Source organism: Ruminococcus sp. 8Y-12 (assembly GCF_058119865.1).
Genome location: NZ_CM176623.1, coordinates 2,734,765 through 2,753,395, shown reverse-complemented (window position 1 = coordinate 2,753,395; position 18,631 = coordinate 2,734,765). Strand labels below are relative to the sequence as shown.

The window sequence follows — 18,631 nt, the reverse complement described above, 5'->3', positions numbered from 1 at the left end:
GCTACAGTCCCAGCACTTCTTCCGCAATCCTGGCCGCATCCTCTATGCAGCCGTCACAGGTGCGGATCATTTTCTTCGTCTCCACGCCTTTTAGCTCCTTGCAGATTACTGTCCCGTTTTTTTCCTTAAAATCCTGCACTATTTTTTTTGCATAGGTATACGTCTTACCCTTGGTAGTGGGATTGGTTACATCTCCGCTGCTGTTCTTCATGCCGGCCACCAGCACCGCCCCGGAGACAGCACCGCAGGTACACTGCATCCCGCCCATTCCGGCTCCGAATCCCTCGCCCAGCTTGAAAATTGTGTTTTCGTCCACATCCATCACGTCCGCGAACGCACAGGCTACCGCCTGACAGCAGTTCATTCCTTTTTTGTGATTTTCCAGTGCTTTTTGTATTCTCTCTGACATTTTACATTCCCCTTCTCACATGGACTTTCTCTCAGCAATCTCAGCCATCTTTGCATCGTTCAGCCTGGTATCCCCGTGTACACGGCTGTAGGAAAGATAGCCATTCATCCGGTCAATCTTGGTCAGGTTTTGGGACCCGCATTTGGGACACACATCCATCTCCAGCTCCTGGTGTCCGCAGTCGTCACAGTAGGCCAGGGATAAGTTGACACCCTCATAGTACCCCAGACGCATAGCCCTGCGTATCAGGCTTTTTATGGCTTCGGTATTGTAGTCAATGGGATATCGCACGTACTGAATCTTCCCCCCATTGCACAGCTCCCAGAACCTTCCTTCCAAATCCTGTTTCTCTATGGGTGTAATGTCCTCTGTTACATGGCAGTGAAAACTGTTGCTCACATAGGGCCTGTCAGAGACATTCTCCACAATTCCGTACATCTTTCTGAACTGTTCCACCTGAAGGCCGCAGAGGCTCTCCGCCGGCGTTCCGTAAATTGCATACAGCCAGCCGTCCTCCTCTTTAAACTGAGTCACCTTTTTATTAATATACTCCAGAACCTCCAGGGCAAAGGCTCCATCCTCGGCAATGGACTTTCCGTTGTAAAGCTCCTGCAGTTCGTTCAGAGCCGTAATGCCGAAGGAGGAGGTCATGGGCTTTAACAATGGTTTGATTTTATCCTGGGGGCGCAGATGCCCGCCATAAAATCCACCCTCACAGTAGCCCAGGGGATTAGTGGAGGCCTTCATATTTCCCAGGTACTCGTACGTACGCCTGTGAAGCCCCCTGATCATCTCCAGATAATAATCAAGTACCTCGTAAAAATCCCTGCTCTCGGATCTGGACTTTGCCAAAATCATGGGCAGATGCAGGCTCACAGCCCCCACATTGAACCTTCCCACAAACACAGGCTTGTCATCCTTGTCCGCGGGATGCATTCCTCCGCGCTCGTACCAGGGGCTTAAAAATGCCCGGCATCCCATGGGGCTGATCACCCTTCCATACTGCTTGTACATGCTGGATATATACCCCTTCCCGGTCATGGACAGCCAATCTGGATACATGGTTTTTGCGGAGCACGCAATACCCTCCTCAAACACATCCTCACACTCTTTTCCCGGTCCATGGATGTTTTCGTCATAGAGAAATACAATCTTGGGAAAGAGAACCGGCTTGCGGCTCCCCGGCTTCCCCTGTCCTTTGCGGTGAACCTGAAGCAGTGAAATGCTTGCCAGCTTTTCAAAGGGCTCTGTACCCAGCCCCAGCGTTACGGTTACAAATGGATAATCTCCCCTGGATGAACCCACGGTGTTGAGCTTATACTCAATTCCCTGCCATCCCTGTTCAAAATCTCTTTTCACCTTGTCCAGGGCATATCTCTTGGCCTTTTCCCCGTATCCATCCCAGGACGGGTCCCCGTAGCGCAAAAACTCCTCTTTGTATTTCTGATAGCTCTTCTGTGCGTAGGGTGCAAGCACCTTATCCACCTCCGGGACAGTAAAGCCGCCGTACTGCTGCGCCGCAGTGCTTAAAATGATATCCCCCATCACGTCAAAGGCGGTATCCAGGGTTTTTGGCTCATTGTACCACACATTTCCCATCTCAAATCCACTTTTTAACACAGTAGCCACATCAAAGAGACAGCAGTTCATGGTATCCAGTCTGGCTGACTGGTCGTGTATATAGATATATCCGTCCTTACAGGCCTGAAGCTCACTGCGGTTCATAAAGAACTTCCGGTACAGCTCCTTGTTCAGCTCATTAAATATCAGACTTCTCTTTGTGGCTACCAGAGCGCTGTCCGTGTTGGCGTTGCTCTTGTCGCCAATATATCGTATGGACTGGCTCTTTGTATAGACGTCATCCATCATATGGATAAAGTCCTGTTTATAATTGCGATAATCCCGGTAACTCTTAGCCACTGCAGGATTCACCTTTTCAAGGGCTCCCTCCACGATATTGTGCATATCCTGAATGGTGATCTCTTCCTTATTTAGAGAATCGGCCCGCTCTCTGGCAAACTGGCAGATAAATCCGATCTCTTCCTCCGTAAACTGGTACATGATCCGGCCCGCAGATTTGTTGACTGCCGCGATAATCTTGTCTACATGAAACTCTTCTCTGGTCCCGTCTTTCTTTATCACATACATGAATCGCATCCTCCTCACCATATCTAGTGCTTCATATGGTCATTTGTCTCATTTATTAACAACATCTTGTTTCTCAAGTATATACCAAAATCCACTCTCCGTAAAGGGGTATTTTAACGGGTGATGTTTTTGATCCACTTGTAAGTGTGATACCGCCAGAAAGACAGAGGGATTTTAACCGCCTCATCGCAGGTGAGAATAATGTACACAATCGTGGGCGGCAGCTTCCACACAAACGCGGCCAAAGCGCCAAACACGATGGACACTGCCCACAGGCTTCCCACATCCACAAGCAGCCCGAACCTGGTATCTCCTCCTGCCCGGAATACTCCCACAATCATGGGACAATTGTAGGACTGAAACATTACATAGAATGCCATTACCACCAGCATCATCTCCAAATAAGACTGTGCCTGTGCCGTCAGTGTAAGATTGGCCTTCACAATGGGTGAGATCAAAAGAATGAGTCCTGCCCCCAAAATCCCCACCACAATGGAGAGCCGGATCAGTCTCTTGCTGTAAACTCTGGCATAGTCCTCTTTCCCCTCACCAATGGCCTTGCCGATAATAATGGCCGTTGCGTTGGACACGCCGAAGGTGACCACCATAGCCAACTGACGCACTACCTGTGCCACGGAGTTTCCCGCCACCATCGTACTTCCCATGTGACCGATAATGGCAGTCACTGTGGATATCCCCAACCCCCACATCATCTCATTGAGCAGGACCGGCACCGCATACAAGCAAAAATCCCGCATCATCATCTTATCCCGGACAAATATATTTTTGATGCGCAGGCACACCTGTCTGTTCATTTTCCCGGCATAGATCACTACAATGACAAACTCCGTGATCCTGGCGATCAGCGTGGCCAGAGCAGCGCCCTTGATCCCCATAGCCGGAAAGCCCAGCAGTCCAAAGATAAAAATCGCATTCAGGACTACATTCACACAGAGGGAAACCAGGTAGACCACCGTAGAGATGATTACTCTCTCCACACTGCGCATTATGTTCAAATACACAACCGTGATGCCGATAAAAACATAGGAAAATCCCACAATACGCAGGTAGGCAATCCCCTCCGCAATCACCGGCTCCTCACTGGTAAACAGGTACATGATCTGTCGTGGGAATGCCATCACAGCTACGGTAAACACAGCGGCCACAATCAGCGCGATCCGCATGGAAATGCCAAGCACCTTCTCAATTGCCCCGATGTCCTTTTTCCCCCAGTACTGTGCCGTGAGCACTGCAGCCCCGGAGGTCAGACCAAAGAGCACCAGTGTCAGGATAAAGAGTACCTGCCCTGCCAGTGATGACGCGGAAAGGACCGTCTCCCCCACCTTTCCCAGCATAATCACATCCGCAGATGTCACTGCCACATTTATGAGATTCTGGGCTGCCATAGGCAGGACAAGCGAGACTACTAACATATAAAATTGCTTTTTTTCAGCCCTGGTGTTCAACTGCGTCATCTTTCTCCTCCTTAGAATAGGTCATATTATATAATTACCGGTCTTTTATTATATCGAAAGCGCCGGAAAAACACAAGGGAATAATTTGAACTGTGAAGGTACTGAACAGTTCAGACGGGGTAGGTCTGTTACTTGTGTTACCACCCGGACGTCACTCGGGCGTTGGCAACTCTCACGCAAACACGTGCAGCGCTCTGGGGAACTAACCGTTAACTACAACTAGTACGCTCAGGAAAACCTTCACGTCCAAGTTTCCGTAAACGGTGGATTTCCCCGCCGCTAAAAACGCACGTAAATTGTTTGCTTAGAGAACTGCCAACGCCCGAGTGACTGCATTCTGGAATCGAGAGTTTGTAAATTGCCTGGCTGATACCATTTTCCGGCTAAAAGAAACAGCTTCCTCCGGCGCAGGGCTATGCTTCGTGGACAATTGGCGTGCGTTTTTAATGAAGATGAAATCCTCTGGTTACGGAAACTTAGACGCGAAGGCCAATGTCATCAACTTTAGATATTACGCACCTTGACAACTAAATAATGCACAAATAACGAATGATATTTTTGTTGGTATCAGTTCAGCATAACTCCTTACGACGGACGCGGCAGAGGAGCGTGTCATAACTCCCGTCGGCGAGGACAACGTTCCGGCAAGCTAAGCACTAACTCCAACTACAGAAAACCTGCCACTGGCAGCTTTTCTGCATACTGAGGCATAAGACGCTCGAGAATGCTCTCGCGTCTAAGTTTACGTAAGTGCTGGATCTCGCCTCCACTAAGATCGTCCTCTGATTGTCGACTGGAGTTATGACACGCTCCTCTGCCGCTGGCTTTTTAATGAGGGAGGGAGAAAACAGCGGAACCAGCAATGAAAAAAATGATTGTAAAAGTACTGAAATTATAGGAGTGTGTGGCATCTGGTTATCCACCGGATTGTTTTATATCCGTGTTAATGGGGATCCTTGTTCCATATAAACATGCCTTGTGGATAGAAAAGCTGGAATCATTCTGACGAACAGCCAGACCTGGCAGCTTCGCATTTCCCCCGTATTTATGATATGCTTTTATAGCAAAAATGTGGAAGGAGTCCGGTGGATATAGCGGGAAATTACGAAAAAAGTATGTACAACCAGTTGATGGATGTTATGTCCCGTCTGGATTCCTTTGAAGAAAAATACAAACAGGGCACAGCTGAACGAAAGGAAGAAATCAAGGTTCTGAAAAAGGAAAACCGCAGTGATGTTGTTTATGGTGAAAATGTCAAAGTTCTAGCCACAATGCTGTATAGCGAAGGTGTAATGTCCAACGACCGGATTGCAGACTTTTTAAATGCCGCAGGCAATGGTGAACGAAATCTTTCCACTGGAAGCGTTGACCAGTTCTGAAAAGCACTTGCAGGCAACGCAAAACGCAGTATTGAACATTTGGAAGAAGAACTGCTTAACCAAAGAATAGCTGCTGCAGATGCAGCCGTTATAACGAATAATGGAGTGCGTGCTATATTCGCATTTTCAGCATAACAGGAGCCGTTTCCCGGAAAAATTCACGGGAACACGAATCCATGACTATGAGACTGCGGTGTATCATTATTAAAAAAACAAAACAAAAATATGCAAAATCAGATAAACTGTCTTTACGGAACAGAATGGACAAGTACCGTTACAACCATCTGCGGTTCTTAGAAACATTAAAAATAAGAAAATGGTCAATGCTTAAAAACAACAAGAGATTATTTTCAGGCACACCAGCTATTTTTAGCTGGTGTACAGTCAGTTGGTTCAGCCGAAGGCTGAACTGTAACCCTTTTTAGTTACAGTTCAGCTATTTTCTCCCTCCCTCATTAGAAAGCCAGCGGCGGAGGAGCGTGTTATAACTCCTGTCGACAATCAGAGGACGTTCTTAGTGGAGGCGAGATCCAGCACTTACGTAAACTTAGGCGCGAGAGAATTCTCGAGCGTCTTATGCCTCAGTATTCAGAAAAGCTGCCAGTGGCAGGTTTTCTGTAGTTGCAGTTAGTGCTTAGCTCGCCGGAACGTTGTCCTCGTCGACGGGAGTTATGACACGCTCCTCTGCTGCGTCCGTCGTAACGAATTATGCCAAACGGTTACCAACAAAAATATCATTTGTTATTTGTGCATTATTTAGTTGTCAAGGTGCGTACTATCTAAAGTTGATGACATTGAACGCGAAGGCTTTCCTGAGCGGCTTATGCCTCAGTATGCAGAAAAGCTGCCAGTGGCAGGTTTTCTGTAGTTGTAGTTAGCAGATAGCTCATCGGAATGTTGCACGCGTCCACGAAGCATAGCCCTGCGCCGGGGGATGCGTCCCCCTCAGCCAGCCGCGTCCCATCTGAACTGTTACCAGTTACAATAATTTTATTTCAGAATCTCCTCCAGTATCCTGTTGACTGAGGCCGGGTCCGCCTTTCCTTGCATGGCCTTCATAGTCTGCCCCACCAGGAATCCAATAGCCTTTTTCTTTCCGCTCCTGTAATCCTGCACGGACTGGGGATTCGCTTCCACGACCTTTTCTGCCACACTGCGCAGAGCCCCCTCGTCGCTCACGGTCCTCAGCCCGTTTTCCTCCACATACTTCTCCGGGTCCAGATCGTGTTCAAAGATCTGTTCAAAGACCTCCTTTGCCACCGTACTGTTTATGATCCCATCCTCTGTCATCGTGACCAGCCTGGCCAGGTTTTTGGGTGAGAAGCTAAGATCCTCCGGCTCCATCCCCCTCTCCTTCAGCAAACGCAGGGTCTCCACCATCAGCCAGTTGGACACCTTCTTTGGGCTGTGGCAGAGCGCTGTGGCTGCCTCAAACAGGTCCGCCAGCTTTTTGGAGCCTGTGAGTATCCCGGCATCATACTCCGGTATATCAAACTCCCTTTTGTACCGCTCCAGCTTCTCTGTGCGCAGCTCAGGCTGGCGTCTGCGGACACTGTCAATCCACTCGCCGCTGATCACCACGGGCACAAGATCGGGGTCCGGGAAATAACGGTAATCCTGGGCATCCTCCTTGGAGCGCATAGCATACGAAGATTCCTTGTTGTCATCCCATCTGCGCGTCTCCTGTATGACCCTTCTGCCCTCCTCCAAAAGCTCTATCTGCCTTGTCCGCTCCCCCTCAATGGCTCTGGCGATGGCTTTAAAGGAATTCAGGTTTTTCATCTCCGTCCTGGTGCCAAGCTGCAAAGAGCCCGCTTCCCTCACGGACAGATTCACGTCCGCCCGCATGGAGCCCTCCTGTAGCTTGCAGTCCGAGGCTCCCAGATACTGAATGATGGTTCGAAGCTTATCCAGGTAGGAAATGACCTCCTCTGCACTTCTCATATCCGGCTCGGAGACAATCTCAATCAGGGGCACGCCGCTGCGGTTGTAGTCCACCAAAGAGCAGTCCTCCCACTGGTCGTGGATGAGCTTTCCGGCATCCTCCTCCATGTGAATTTCATGTATCCCCACAACCTTCTTTCCGGCCCCTGTCTCAATCTCTATGCTGCCGTCATGACAGATGGGCAAATACAGCTGGGAAATCTGATAGTTCTGGGGATTGTCCGGATAAAAATAGTTCTTTCGGTCAAACTTGCAGTACTGGTTGATCTGACAGTTTGTGGCAAGTCCCACTGCCAGGGCATACTCCACCACCTGTCTGTTCAGCACAGGCAGGGCTCCCGGCATCCCGGTGCACACCGGGCAGGTATGCGTATTTGGAGCGCCCCCGAACTCTGTGGAACACCCGCAGAAGATCTTTGTCTTTGTGGCCAGCTCCACATGGACCTCCAGGCCGATTACGGTTTCATATTGTCTGTTCATCCTATTTTCCCCCTCCTCTCACCGCCATCCCCGGCGCTTCATACGCTTTGGTACACTCATAGCTGTAGGCTGCCTGCAGGATCTTTTTCTCCTGAAAGCAGTCCCCGATCAGCTGCAGGCCGATGGGCAATCCCCCGGAGTCCTTTCCGCAGGGCAGAACCATTCCCGGCAGCCCTGCCAGGTTTACGGAAACGGTATAGATATCGCCCAGATACATTTTCAGCGGATCGTTTAAGGACTCTCCCAGCCTTGGAGCGGTCGTGGGCGCCGCAGGCCCCAGGATTACGTCGTATTTTGCAAACGCCCTTTCAAATGCCTTCTTAATCAACGCTTTTGTGCGGAGGGCCTTCAGATAGTAGGCATCGTAATAGCCGGAGCTGAGCACAAAGGAACCCAGCATAATCCTGCGCTTCACCTCAGCCCCAAAGCCCTCGGAGCGGCTCTTTTTGTACATGCTGTGAAGTCCCTCGCAGTCCCCGGCCCGGTAGCCGTACTTGACGCCGTCAAACCTGGAGAGGTTGGAGCTGGCCTCAGCAGATGCAATGACATAGTATGCGGGGATAGCGTATTCCACTAGGCTCAGGTCAAACTCCTCCACGCAGGCTCCCTTTTCCTCCAGAACCTTTGCCGCCTCCAGCACAGCGGCCCTTACCTCAGGGTCAAGCCCCTCCCCCAGATAGTCACGGGGAATTCCGATCCTCATCCCCCTTACATCCTCCTTTAATGCCTCAGTAAAGCGGCAGTCCTCCCTTGCCAGGGATGTACTGTCCTTTTTATCATAAGAGGAAATCACTTCCAATGCGGCCGCACAGTCCGCCACGTCCCTGGCCACAGGCCCGATCTGATCCAGGGAGGAACCGTACGCGATCAGGCCGTACCTGGACACCGTGCCATAGGTGGGTTTCAGCCCTGTCACCCCGCAGAATGAGCTGGGCTGCCGGATGGAACCGCCCGTGTCAGACCCCAGGGCATAAAAGCACTCCCCTGCCGCCACAGCCGCGCAGGAGCCCCCGGAGGAGCCCCCGGGCACATGCTCTGTATTCCACGGATTCCGGGTTACTCCACAGGCGGATGTCTCGGTGGTACTTCCCATGGCAAATTCATCCATGTTGGTTTTTCCCAGGATGACCGCTCCGGCTTTCTCCAGGTTCCGGACAGCCTCCGCAGTGTAAGTAGGTTTAAAATCACTCAAAATCTTGGAGCTGCAGGTGGTCAAAAGGCCTTCTGTACACATATTGTCTTTGATCGCAACGGGAACTCCCGCCAGCGGGCCCTCAAGTTCCCCTGACATAATCCGCTGCTGCACAGCCTTTGCTCTCTTTAAGGCTCCCTCCTCGTCCACGGTCACAAATGCGTGGATTTGGCCTTCCACAGCCTGAATCTGCTCCAGAACCTCTTTTGTGGCCTCCACTGCTGAAACCTCCCCAGCCCTGATCTTTTTTCCCAGCTCTGTGGCTGTCATTTCTATTATATTCATGCTAAGTTCCTCCTCACTCTACCGTTTTCGGAACCTTGTAGGAACCGTTTTTGCACTCCGGCGCATTTTTCAGCATGTTTTCTCTGTCCTCTTTACAGGTCACCACATCCTCCCGAAACACATTGGTTACCGGAAAAATGTGGGACATTGGCTCCACGCCGCTTGTATCCAGCTCACCAAGTTTGTCAATATAGTCCAGCATCTTTCCCATATCCCGCTTTGCCTGCTCCTTTTCCTCCCCGGATAGTTCCAGCTTCGCAAGGATTCCCACATACTCTATTATCTCATCACTTATGATATTTGCCATCTCAACATTCTCCTCTCATTTTTATGGTTCCAGTCTTCCCAGATCTCTCGGGAACAGGGTAGTTTCCCTCACATTCTCCTCCCCCAACAGCTTCATCGTCAGGCGTTCCAGACCAATGCCCAGACCTCCGTGGGGCGGCATGCCGTATTTAAAGGCATCCAGATATTGCTCCATCCTCTCCTCGGTCATGCCCCTGGCTGCGATTTTGTCAAGCAGCAGGTGATAATCATGGATGCGCTGTCCCCCTGTGGTGATCTCCATTCCACGAAACAGCAGGTCAAAGCTCAAGGTAAACCGGCTGTCTTCGGGGTCATCCATTGCATAGAAGGGGCGCTTTTTGGCGGGGTAATGTGTCACAAACACAAAGTCTGCCCCATAGTCCTCCTGAAACAGCCGACTGATCAAGACCTCCTCCTCCGGCTCCAGATCGTAGGGGTTCTTTATCTTTCTCTTATATTTCTCAGCTGCCATCTCTTTGGCCTGGTCAAAGCGGACCGCCGGAATCTCCTCTGTCTTTGGAAGTTCCACCTTCAGTATGCTCAGTTCCTTTGCATACTCCTTTCTCAGAAGCTCCATTGTGTACTGGAGGAATCCCGTCTCCATCCCCATAATATCCTCAAATCCATCGATATACCCCATCTCAAAGTCCAGACTGGTGTATTCGTTCAGATGTCTTTTGGTATTGTGCTTCTCCGCCCGGAACACGGGTGCGGTCTCAAACACCCTGTCAAAGACCCCCACCATCATCTGTTTGTAAAACTGGGGACTCTGGGCCAGGACAGCCGGGCGGTGGAAATAGTCCAGTTTAAAGACATTGGAGCCTCCCTCCGCCCCCTTAGCCCCGATCTTCGGCGTGCGTATTTCCGTAAATCCTTTTTGATAAAGAAAGTCCCGGAATCCTCTGACAATGCCCTCCTGAACCTTAAACTTAGCCCTCTCCCTGATGTTTCTAAGAGCAATGGATCGCATGTTCAGCTTTGCCTCCAGGGAGGTGTTCAGCCTCCACTTGGAGACTGCCAGTGGCAGAGGCTCTGCTGACCGGCTGAGTACACGTATCTTCTCCATACGCACCTCCACGCCGTGGGGCGCCCGCTCTTCCGGTTTTACAACCCCCGTTACCTCTATGGTATCCGCTTCCTGCAGCTCTTTCAAGTCAAATTTTGTAATGCCCTCCTCAAACACACACTGCAGCAGGCCTTCCCGCTTTCTCAATACCACAAAAGCCACCTCTCCCATATCCCGAATGGTGTGGACCGCACCGTTTACCCTCACGGTCTTGCCAGCCATATGCGGCTCTGCCAGTTCACAGATTTCCCTTGTCTCTTTTTCGATTACGCCTTTTAAAACATCCATGGTTCTTCTCCTCTCATCATCATTTTTCCAATATTGTTGCAACAGATATGAGTAAAAAAACCGCCACAAAGAGCTGACGAAGACAGACGTATCCCTACATCTTCTTCCGCGCCTTTGCGGCAGTTTTGATTCCGGAGACTTTTTTGTGCACAAAAAGTCCCGGAATATTTACTATTCCGGGACGGATCATTTATCATATCCGCGGTACCACCCGCATTGCAGAAACCGAAAGTCCCTGCCTCTCATTACACTTAACGCGTGCTACGTACTGACCTACTCCTGTTTTCAGCCAGTCTGCTCCGGAGTGTTCCCTGTCTGCCCCTTCCCTTAAACAGCGCTCTCAGTCGGTGACGCCGTATTCCTGTCAAGTTTCAAAGCAAGAGTCTCCTTCACTGCATTTTCTTTTATGTAGCACATACTAGCACAGTTATTTTTCAATTGCAAGGGTTTTTTATTTTCTTTTTGCACAATCCCTGAAAATGATGTTATACTAGACATTGAATCTTTTATATGGATTTTTGCATGTAACTGTAAAGGTACTGAACAGTTACGAATCTTTAAGCCCAAGCAAGAAAAGGAGTTTATTATGGAACATTTGATTATCCCTGAGCAATATAAGTCGGAGTTGAATCTACACGATACTCAGGTTGCCATTAAGACCGTGAAGGACTTTTTTCAAAAGACCCTGGCAGAGCGCCTGAACCTGCTGCGTGTATCCGCCCCCCTGTTTGTCACGCCCCAGTCCGGGCTAAACGACAATTTAAACGGAGTGGAACGCCCCGTAAGTTTTGGGATCAAAGAGCAGGGGGACGCTCCTGCGGAGATCGTCCACTCTCTGGCTAAGTGGAAACGTTTTGCTCTGAAAAAATACGGTTTTTCCTACGGTGAGGGGCTTTACACAGACATGAGCGCCATCCGCAGGGACGAGGATACGGACAATATCCACTCCATTTATGTGGATCAGTGGGACTGGGAGAAAATCATTAAAAAAGAGGAGCGCACCATGGAGACGCTTCAAAGTGTGGTCCGCACAGTCTACAAGGCACTGAAAAAGACTGAGAAATATATGTCCATAGAATATGACTACATTGAGGAGATCCTGCCAAAGGAAATCTTTTTTATAACGACCCAGGAGCTGGAGGATCTATACCCGAACTGCACACCCAAGGAGAGGGAGTACAACATCGCCAAACTCAAAGGCGCCGTGTTCATCATGCAGATCGGAGGAACCCTGGCATCCGGAGAAAAACACGACGGACGCGCCCCGGACTACGATGACTGGGCCTTAAACGGAGATATTATAGTATATTACCCTGTCCTGGATATCGCCCTGGAGCTTTCCTCCATGGGAATCCGCGTAGATGAAGATGCCCTTTTACGCCAGCTGGCCGCTGCAGGCTGTCCGGAACGGGCTGACCTGCCTTTCCAAAAGGCAATCCTGAACCAGGAAGTGCCCTATACCATAGGAGGCGGCATCGGTCAGTCACGTATCTGCATGTTCTATCTCCGGAAAGCCCATATCGGTGAAGTGCAGGCCTCCCTCTGGCCCGACCACATAGCAGAAAAAGCGATGGCCAGTGGAATCCAGCTTCTCTAAATTTAAATCTGTTTAGATTTTATATCAGTTTGGACCGGGTCATTTTTGAAAAATGACCCGGTCCAAACTGAACATTTAGAGCTTTTTGATTCGTTCGATGGCTGCTGCTGTGTTTTCCCGGCTTCCAAACGCAGTGAGTCTGAAATACCCCTCTCCGCTGGGTCCAAAGCCTGAGCCTGGTGTCCCCACCACATTGGCATTCTCCAGAAGATAGTCGAAAAATTCCCAGGAGGTCATCTTATCCGGTGTCTTCAGCCAAATATAGGGGGCATTCACACCTCCAAACACGGTGTATCCCGCATCCTTCAAGCCATTAAAGATCACTTTGGCATTGTCCATGTAGTATGCCACCTGCTTCCTCAGCTGGGCTTTCCCAGCCTCTGAGTACACTGCCTCACCGGCTCTCTGTATAATGTAGGGCGCCCCGTTGTACTTGGTGCCATGCCGTCTGGCCCAGAGGGAGTGAAGCATAACATCCCCGCATTTTAAATCCTTAGGAACCACGGTAAAACCCAGACGCGTCCCGGTAAAGCCCGCGTTTTTGGAAAAGCTGCGAAGCTCTATGGCACATGTTCTGGCGCCCTCGCACTCGTAGACGGAGTGAGGTACGTCTTTTTCTGAGATATAAGCCTCATAAGCCGCATCGTAGATGATCACAGCCCCCACCTTATTGGCATAGTCCACCCAAACCTGAAGCTGATCCTTTGTGATCGTGGTACCCGTTGGGTTATTGGGAAAGCACAGATAGATAATGTCCGGCGTCTCCCCCGGCAGCTCCGGCACAAATTGATTTTCCGCAGTGCAGGGCATGTAGATCACATCACTCCAGGTCTCGCTTAAAGAGTCATACGTTCCCGTCCGCCCTGCCATCACATTCGTATCCACATAGACAGGGTAAACCGGATCGCACACTGCAATCTTATTGTCCACGCTGAAAATCTCCTGGATATTTCCGGAGTCGCACTTTGCGCCGTCGGAGATAAATATCTCGTCCGCCCCTATCTCACATTCTCTGTCCGCATAGTCATTCCTGGCAATGACGCTGCGCAAAAATTCATATCCCAGATCCGGCGCGTATCCGCGGAAAGTCTCGGCCCTGGACATCTCATCCACCGCTGTGTGCAGGGATTCAATGATAGCGGGAGCCAAAGGCTGTGTCACGTCGCCGATACCCAGACGGATAATCTCTCTGTCAGGATTTGCCTCTGTGTAGGCGGCAACCTTTTTTGCTATATTGGAAAACAGATAGCTTCCCGGTAGTTTCAGATAATTATCATTGATCTTAAACATCTCTTCCTCCTTAACTCTCTTACAGGCTAATCTCACCGTCAAATACTACCTGGGCAGGTCCGGTCATATAGACCGTATTCTCTTCCCGGTCCCATTCAATCTGCAAATCCCCTCCCAGCAGCTTTACCGTCACTTCCCCCTTTACATACCCGTTCAATATGGAAGCCACAGCCACCGCGCAGGCGCCTGTACCGCAGGCCAGGGTTTCCCCGGACCCCCTCTCCCAGACGCGCATCTCCACAGTGTGCTCATCCATCACGCGGACAAATTCTGTGTTGACCCGGTCCGGAAACCTGGGATGGTTTTCAAATGCAGGGCCGATCTTTTCAATCTCCAGCCCTCTCACATCCTCTATATAGACCACAGCGTGGGGATTCCCCATAGATACGCCGGTCATCCGGTATTCTGTCCCCGCTGCCACAATCGGCTCGTTTATGACCTTCTCCTTTTCAGAGACAATGGGGATCTGTGCCGCCTCAAGGACAGGAGAGCCCATATTTACTCTCACCAGGGACACCTTGCCGTTTTGCACGGTCAGATCCACATATTTTATGCCGCTCTTTGTCTCAATGCTGATCCTGGTCTGATCCGTTAACCCGTAATCATAGACATACTTGGCCACGCAGCGGATGCCGTTTCCGCACATGGCTCCCTCTGAGCCATCCGCGTTGTACATCTCCATCTTAAAATCTGCCTTCAGAGAGGGCTTAATCAGAATGAGGCCGTCCGAACCAACTCCAAAATGCCGGTCACTGACCAGAGCGGAAACTTTCCCCGGATGCTTCACATCCTCCTCAAAACAGTTGACATATACATAATCATTTCCGATTCCCTGCATTTTCGTAAACTTCATAATATCCTCCAATCGCCTAAATTATCCATATGATACCATACACCCCCGGAAAAGAAAACCTAAAATTTCATCAGGCTGAACACCATTCGGGCGGTCTCCACCATATTGTTGCCACTGTCCATACTGCACTTTTGAATATATCGGTGCGCCTCCTCCTCCGTCATATTGTTCCGCTCGATCAGCAGCTTCTTGGCCTCCTCAATGATCTTTTTTTCCTCCCCGTTTCGCGCCCTCGGCTTGGCATTTTGCCTCCTTCTGCGCCGCATCAAAGAGCCGGCCATCATCTCCAGTGTGTTAATCAGGTCATGTACCTTCAGAGGCAGGGACAGACAGACAATATCATTGTCTCTGCATTCTGACAGGATGTGGGGAGAAGCTGCCAGGAGCATCTGAAACTGCGGTGGCAGACACTCGTAAAGCTGTGAATAGATCATATCATTAAACTTATACCCGCACAGCACAATCCCCTCCCCCAGGCGGTCCATCGTCTGAATAGCCTGGGCGCCGCTGGTACAAGTTCCAGCCACCTCATAGCCGTGGCGCACCAGCAGATTCTTTATATTCTGTGCATCCTCCGTTCTGGGAAAGACCACAATCACGTTTGTCACAGAACCACCTCCTGTCTTGTCAATAAGCTTCCTTAGATTCAAATACGCCTCCGCGTATTTGCGGCGAAGCGCGTGTCATGCTACGCATGGCATAAATTACCTGCGCGCTTCTGCCATCCGCCGGAGGCTTTATCTTGGAAGGGGATTGGACTCCCACCAAGACGGATTTCTTTTTACCCACCCCCTATAGAGGTGAGAGTCTTATCTTCTTTTAAAAAAGAATCCTGCGCGCAGGGCGATCCCGCCCGGAGGGCTTTTTATATCATAGGGAATCCCGAAGGACTTTCCTATGATGCAAGATAAAACAGAAATCATATCTTATAGAGATACTGCTCAATCTCCCAGCTGGATACATGCCGGCAGTACTGGGCCCATTCCTGCTTTTTCGCGCGGATATAGCGCTGGCTCACATGCTCTCCCAGTACATTTTGGATAAACGGGTCATTTTCCAGGGCGTGAATTGCCTCCAGAAGATTGTTGGGCAGGGAGTCGATCCCCTCCTCTTCCTTCTGGGCCGCTGTCATCTCAAAAATATTTTTATCCACACTGGCCGGAGGCATGATCTGATTTTTGATTCCATCCATTCCCGCAGCCAGGCACACGGCAAGCACCAGATAAGGGTTCGCGGAGGCGTCCGGGCAGCGCAGCTCTACGCGTGTGCCCTCCCCACGGGCAGCCGGAATCCGTATCAGCGGGCTGCGGTTGGTGGATGACCACGCAATGTACACCGGAGCCTCAAATCCAGGCACAAGACGTTTATAGGAATTTACCAGGGGATTGGTGATCGCAGTCATTCCCTTGATATGTCTCATCAAACCACCGATAAAATAATAGGCATCCCTGCTCAGGCCCAAGGGGTCGTTTACATCTGAGAATGCGTTTTTTCCATCCTTGGTAAGAGACATGTTTGTGTGCATCCCTGATCCATTGATCCCTTCTTTAGGTTTGGGCATAAAGCTAGCGTGCAGTCCGTGGCGTTTGGCAATGGTCTTGACCGCCAGCTTAAAGGTCATGATATTGTCCGCAGTTGCCAGCGCCTCATCGTAGCGGAAATCAATCTCATGCTGGGCCGGCGCGACCTCGTGGTGGGAAGCCTCTATCTCAAACCCCATATCCTCCAGTGTGAGCACCATGTCCCTGCGGGCATTTTCCCCTAAGTCCACAGGTCCTAAGTCAAAATACCCAGCCTTTTCGTGGGTAATGGTCGTGGGCTGTCCGTTGTCATCCGTGTGATACAGAAAGAATTCACACTCTGGCCCCACGTCAAATCCATATCCCATCCGTTTTGCTTCCCCTAAAACCTTTTTTAAAATATATCTGGGATCTCCCTCAAAGGGTTCCCCGCCCGGGCGGTGCACATCGCAGATCAGTCTGGCCACCTTTCCCTGCTGAGGACGCCACGGAAAAATTGCCAGAGTATTCAAATCCGGGTAGAGATACATGTCAGACTCTTCAATCCGGACAAATCCCTCAATGGAGGAACCGTCAAACATGCACTGGTTGTCAAGGGCCTTCTCCAGCTGACTGGAGGTGATAGCCACGTTTTTCAAAGTGCCGAACATATCCGTAAACTGAAGGCGGATAAACTCCACATCCTCCTCCTGCACAAGCCTCATTACATCCTGTTTTGTATACTTCATAGTCATTTCTCCTTTTCAATTAAATATTCTCGACTTTTGTCATAATATAAAAAGGCGCTCTTAACCCACTAAGAACGCCTTTGCTCTAAACAAAATAATAGCAGTGAGTTTTTCTTTTGTCAACAAAAAACTCACTGCCTATTCTTCTTTTATGTAATAGTTGTTACTGTTCACCCTTTTTATTTCAATGACAAAGGACTTCTCACATATTTAAAGCCTGCAGACCACGCCTCGCCTACCACTACCCCGTTCTTGCTGGAGGAACAGTGAGCCACTGCAAGGCTTCCGTCCTCGTTCTTGCCGATCACCACGCCTACATGGTTCTGATCCCCTGCTGCGGGTGAATTGTAGAATACCAGGTCGCCGGGCTGTGCCTTGTCGCTGTCCACCATCTCAGTGGAATTCCACTGTGTGGTGGTGTGGTTTCCTATGCCGCCGTCTGTGCCGCCCAGTCCATTGTAATAAGACCAGCACACAAAACCGCTGCAGTCCAGTCCATACCCTCTGCTGGTGCCTGTGGACTGACTCCCCGCTGCTGTCACCTGCATCGGAGACCCCCACATAGAGTCCCATCCTATGGTGTAGGATTTTCCTCCCCAGAAGTAGCCTACCTTCCCCACCAGGCTGCAGGCCGCTGCTACAATCGCAATACGCTCCTCAGAGATACCTTCTCCCACTTCCTCGCGCACAAAGCCCTTGGCTGCGGTCACAATGGCACAGAGCTGCTTACACTCCTCGGAAGTGTATTTCTCCAGAACTTCCGTTTCCTCCCTGCCCAGATTGCGGAGCTGTGCATAATCCTCAACCGTCAGGGCGCAGTTCTCATTCTCCAGGTCAATCTCTTTGGCGAGCTTATTTGCTATACTGGAGGAACTGCGGATGTTCATCAGGAAAAAGACCTTTTCCAGTTCCTCCTTAGCATTCTTATCCATAGTGATCTTTCCGGACCCATATTCCGTCTGGTGGCGAAGCACATAAACTGCCAGAACCTCCTGCCAATTGGTTGCCAAAAAGTCCTCCGGAGTATCCAGCCACTCTTTGTAATCCGCCTCGATCTCCTCCATCACTTCCTCAAAACCATCTGCAAATTTCAATCCATATGTACTGGAGAGCTTCTCCAGATAAACCTCATTTCCTGCAATAATATTGGTAGTCAGGTTCGCATTGGCATCTGAGTGATCTTCCGGTTCTTTATCTTCTTTGCCCTTCTTAATATTCTCATTTGGATGCAGCTCTTCCTCATCCAGTTTATCCTTATCCGGCTCTTCAATCTGCAGCTCCGTATCTGTCTGCGTATCTGTCTCAGATTCCGAGTCTGTCTGGGTACTGCTCTCCGAAGCTGTCTGAGTCTCGCTCTCCGTCTGGGTTTCACTCCCAGACTCGGACTGGCTCTCCGACTGTGACTCTGTCTGGGATTCCCCCTGTGTTTCCGACTGACTCTCAGTCTGAGCCTCCGTCGCCTTTTCAGTGGCGGATTCCTGGGGCTCCCTTGCGCTTTCCTTCTCGCTGGTGCTCTGTACTTCCGGCTTCGACTGAGCGGCAAATGCCATCTGCGGGAGGGACATCACCATGGCTGATGTGAGCATCAGACATCCCATAATCTTTCTTAATTTCTTTAAGCTCATTTATTACTCCTTACTGTATGTCCTGCAGCTAATGCTGGTTGTCTTC

14 protein-coding genes are annotated in these 18,631 nt (G+C 50.3%); 2 read left to right on the top strand and 12 right to left on the bottom strand.

The genetic code is table 11. The features are described from left to right. Position 1 precedes the first annotated feature (1 nt). From AC0THY_RS10210 to AC0THY_RS10200, 3 genes are all read right to left on the bottom strand, one after another. Positions 2 to 409: a C-GCAxxG-C-C family protein gene (locus tag AC0THY_RS10210; RefSeq protein WP_489990504.1), complete on the bottom strand. Its 408-nt coding sequence runs from the start codon at positions 407 to 409 to the stop codon at positions 2 to 4. Between the two features lie 15 nt (positions 410 to 424). Then, positions 425 to 2,557 carry an anaerobic ribonucleoside-triphosphate reductase gene (gene nrdD, locus AC0THY_RS10205; RefSeq protein WP_489990503.1) on the bottom strand — a complete coding sequence of 711 codons (2,133 nt, stop codon included), beginning with the start codon at positions 2,555 to 2,557 and terminating at the stop codon, positions 425 to 427. A 113-nt stretch (positions 2,558 to 2,670) separates the two neighbouring features. Next, positions 2,671 to 4,032 carry an MATE family efflux transporter gene (locus AC0THY_RS10200; RefSeq protein ID WP_489990502.1) on the bottom strand — a complete coding sequence of 454 codons (1,362 nt, stop codon included), beginning with the start codon at positions 4,030 to 4,032 and terminating at the stop codon, positions 2,671 to 2,673. A 1,085-nt stretch (positions 4,033 to 5,117) separates the two neighbouring features. Here AC0THY_RS10200 and AC0THY_RS10195 point away from each other — a divergent pair. Further along, complete coding sequence (locus AC0THY_RS10195; RefSeq protein ID WP_489990501.1) at positions 5,118 to 5,411, top strand: hypothetical protein; 294 nt, start codon at positions 5,118 to 5,120, stop codon at positions 5,409 to 5,411. Positions 5,412 to 6,401: 990 nt separating this feature from the next. Here the strand turns inward: AC0THY_RS10195 and gatB are convergent. From gatB to aspS, 4 genes are read right to left on the bottom strand one after another with little or no spacing between them, the layout of a single operon-like run. Further along, a complete protein-coding gene (gene gatB / locus AC0THY_RS10190) occupies positions 6,402 to 7,835 on the bottom strand; it encodes an Asp-tRNA(Asn)/Glu-tRNA(Gln) amidotransferase subunit GatB (protein ID WP_489990500.1) in 1,434 nt (477 codons plus the stop codon). A gap of 1 nt (position 7,836) precedes the next feature. Beyond that, entirely contained in the window at positions 7,837 to 9,312 is a 1,476-nt protein-coding gene (gene gatA / locus AC0THY_RS10185; RefSeq protein ID WP_489990499.1) for an Asp-tRNA(Asn)/Glu-tRNA(Gln) amidotransferase subunit GatA, read from the bottom strand. A 13-nt stretch (positions 9,313 to 9,325) separates the two neighbouring features. Further along, positions 9,326 to 9,619, bottom strand: coding sequence for an Asp-tRNA(Asn)/Glu-tRNA(Gln) amidotransferase subunit GatC (gatC, locus tag AC0THY_RS10180; protein ID WP_489990498.1), 294 nt, complete (start codon positions 9,617 to 9,619; stop codon positions 9,326 to 9,328). Positions 9,620 to 9,640: 21 nt separating this feature from the next. After that, positions 9,641 to 10,972 carry an aspartate--tRNA(Asn) ligase gene (aspS, locus tag AC0THY_RS10175; protein WP_489990497.1) on the bottom strand — a complete coding sequence of 444 codons (1,332 nt, stop codon included), beginning with the start codon at positions 10,970 to 10,972 and terminating at the stop codon, positions 9,641 to 9,643. Between the two features lie 586 nt (positions 10,973 to 11,558). On the opposite strand from aspS, the gene asnA reads away from it, so the two are divergent. After that, complete coding sequence (gene asnA, locus AC0THY_RS10170; RefSeq protein WP_489990496.1) at positions 11,559 to 12,569, top strand: aspartate--ammonia ligase; 1,011 nt, start codon at positions 11,559 to 11,561, stop codon at positions 12,567 to 12,569. 75 nt (positions 12,570 to 12,644) lie between these two features. Here the strand turns inward: asnA and AC0THY_RS10165 are convergent, their stop codons facing one another. The 5 genes from AC0THY_RS10165 to AC0THY_RS10145 all read right to left on the bottom strand — a co-directional run bounded on the left by AC0THY_RS10165 (position 12,645) and on the right by AC0THY_RS10145 (position 18,585). Beyond that, positions 12,645 to 13,859, bottom strand: a complete 1,215-nt coding sequence (locus AC0THY_RS10165; protein WP_489990495.1) for an LL-diaminopimelate aminotransferase — start codon at positions 13,857 to 13,859, stop codon at positions 12,645 to 12,647. Between the two features lie 19 nt (positions 13,860 to 13,878). Then, complete coding sequence (dapF, locus tag AC0THY_RS10160; RefSeq protein WP_489990494.1) at positions 13,879 to 14,712, bottom strand: diaminopimelate epimerase; 834 nt, start codon at positions 14,710 to 14,712, stop codon at positions 13,879 to 13,881. A 59-nt stretch (positions 14,713 to 14,771) separates the two neighbouring features. Continuing rightward, positions 14,772 to 15,320, bottom strand: a complete 549-nt coding sequence (locus tag AC0THY_RS10155; RefSeq protein ID WP_489990493.1) for an ANTAR domain-containing response regulator — start codon at positions 15,318 to 15,320, stop codon at positions 14,772 to 14,774. A 311-nt stretch (positions 15,321 to 15,631) separates the two neighbouring features. After that, positions 15,632 to 16,960, bottom strand: coding sequence for a type I glutamate--ammonia ligase (gene glnA / locus AC0THY_RS10150; protein WP_489990492.1), 1,329 nt, complete (start codon positions 16,958 to 16,960; stop codon positions 15,632 to 15,634). A gap of 179 nt (positions 16,961 to 17,139) precedes the next feature. Further along, positions 17,140 to 18,585 carry an NlpC/P60 family protein gene (locus AC0THY_RS10145; RefSeq protein ID WP_489990491.1) on the bottom strand — a complete coding sequence of 482 codons (1,446 nt, stop codon included), beginning with the start codon at positions 18,583 to 18,585 and terminating at the stop codon, positions 17,140 to 17,142. Between the last annotated feature and the right edge of the window lie 46 nt (positions 18,586 to 18,631).

What these genes read in the sequence shown, in the direction of transcription:
- AC0THY_RS10210 (WP_489990504.1), bottom strand. Translation starts at nt 409, where the DNA reads ATGTCAGAGAGAATACAAAAAGCACTGGAAAATCACAAAAAAGGAATG.
- nrdD (WP_489990503.1), bottom strand. Translation starts at nt 2,557, where the DNA reads ATGTATGTGATAAAGAAAGACGGGACCAGAGAAGAGTTTCATGTAGAC.
- AC0THY_RS10200 (WP_489990502.1), bottom strand. Translation starts at nt 4,032, where the DNA reads ATGACGCAGTTGAACACCAGGGCTGAAAAAAAGCAATTTTATATGTTA.
- gatB (WP_489990500.1), bottom strand. Translation starts at nt 7,835, where the DNA reads ATGAACAGACAATATGAAACCGTAATCGGCCTGGAGGTCCATGTGGAG.
- gatA (WP_489990499.1), bottom strand. Translation starts at nt 9,312, where the DNA reads ATGAATATAATAGAAATGACAGCCACAGAGCTGGGAAAAAAGATCAGG.
- gatC (WP_489990498.1), bottom strand. Translation starts at nt 9,619, where the DNA reads ATGGCAAATATCATAAGTGATGAGATAATAGAGTATGTGGGAATCCTT.
- aspS (WP_489990497.1), bottom strand. Translation starts at nt 10,972, where the DNA reads ATGGATGTTTTAAAAGGCGTAATCGAAAAAGAGACAAGGGAAATCTGT.
- asnA (WP_489990496.1), top strand. Translation starts at nt 11,559, where the DNA reads ATGGAACATTTGATTATCCCTGAGCAATATAAGTCGGAGTTGAATCTA.
- AC0THY_RS10165 (WP_489990495.1), bottom strand. Translation starts at nt 13,859, where the DNA reads ATGTTTAAGATCAATGATAATTATCTGAAACTACCGGGAAGCTATCTG.
- dapF (WP_489990494.1), bottom strand. Translation starts at nt 14,712, where the DNA reads ATGAAGTTTACGAAAATGCAGGGAATCGGAAATGATTATGTATATGTC.
- glnA (WP_489990492.1), bottom strand. Translation starts at nt 16,960, where the DNA reads ATGAAGTATACAAAACAGGATGTAATGAGGCTTGTGCAGGAGGAGGAT.
- AC0THY_RS10145 (WP_489990491.1), bottom strand. Translation starts at nt 18,585, where the DNA reads ATGAGCTTAAAGAAATTAAGAAAGATTATGGGATGTCTGATGCTCACA.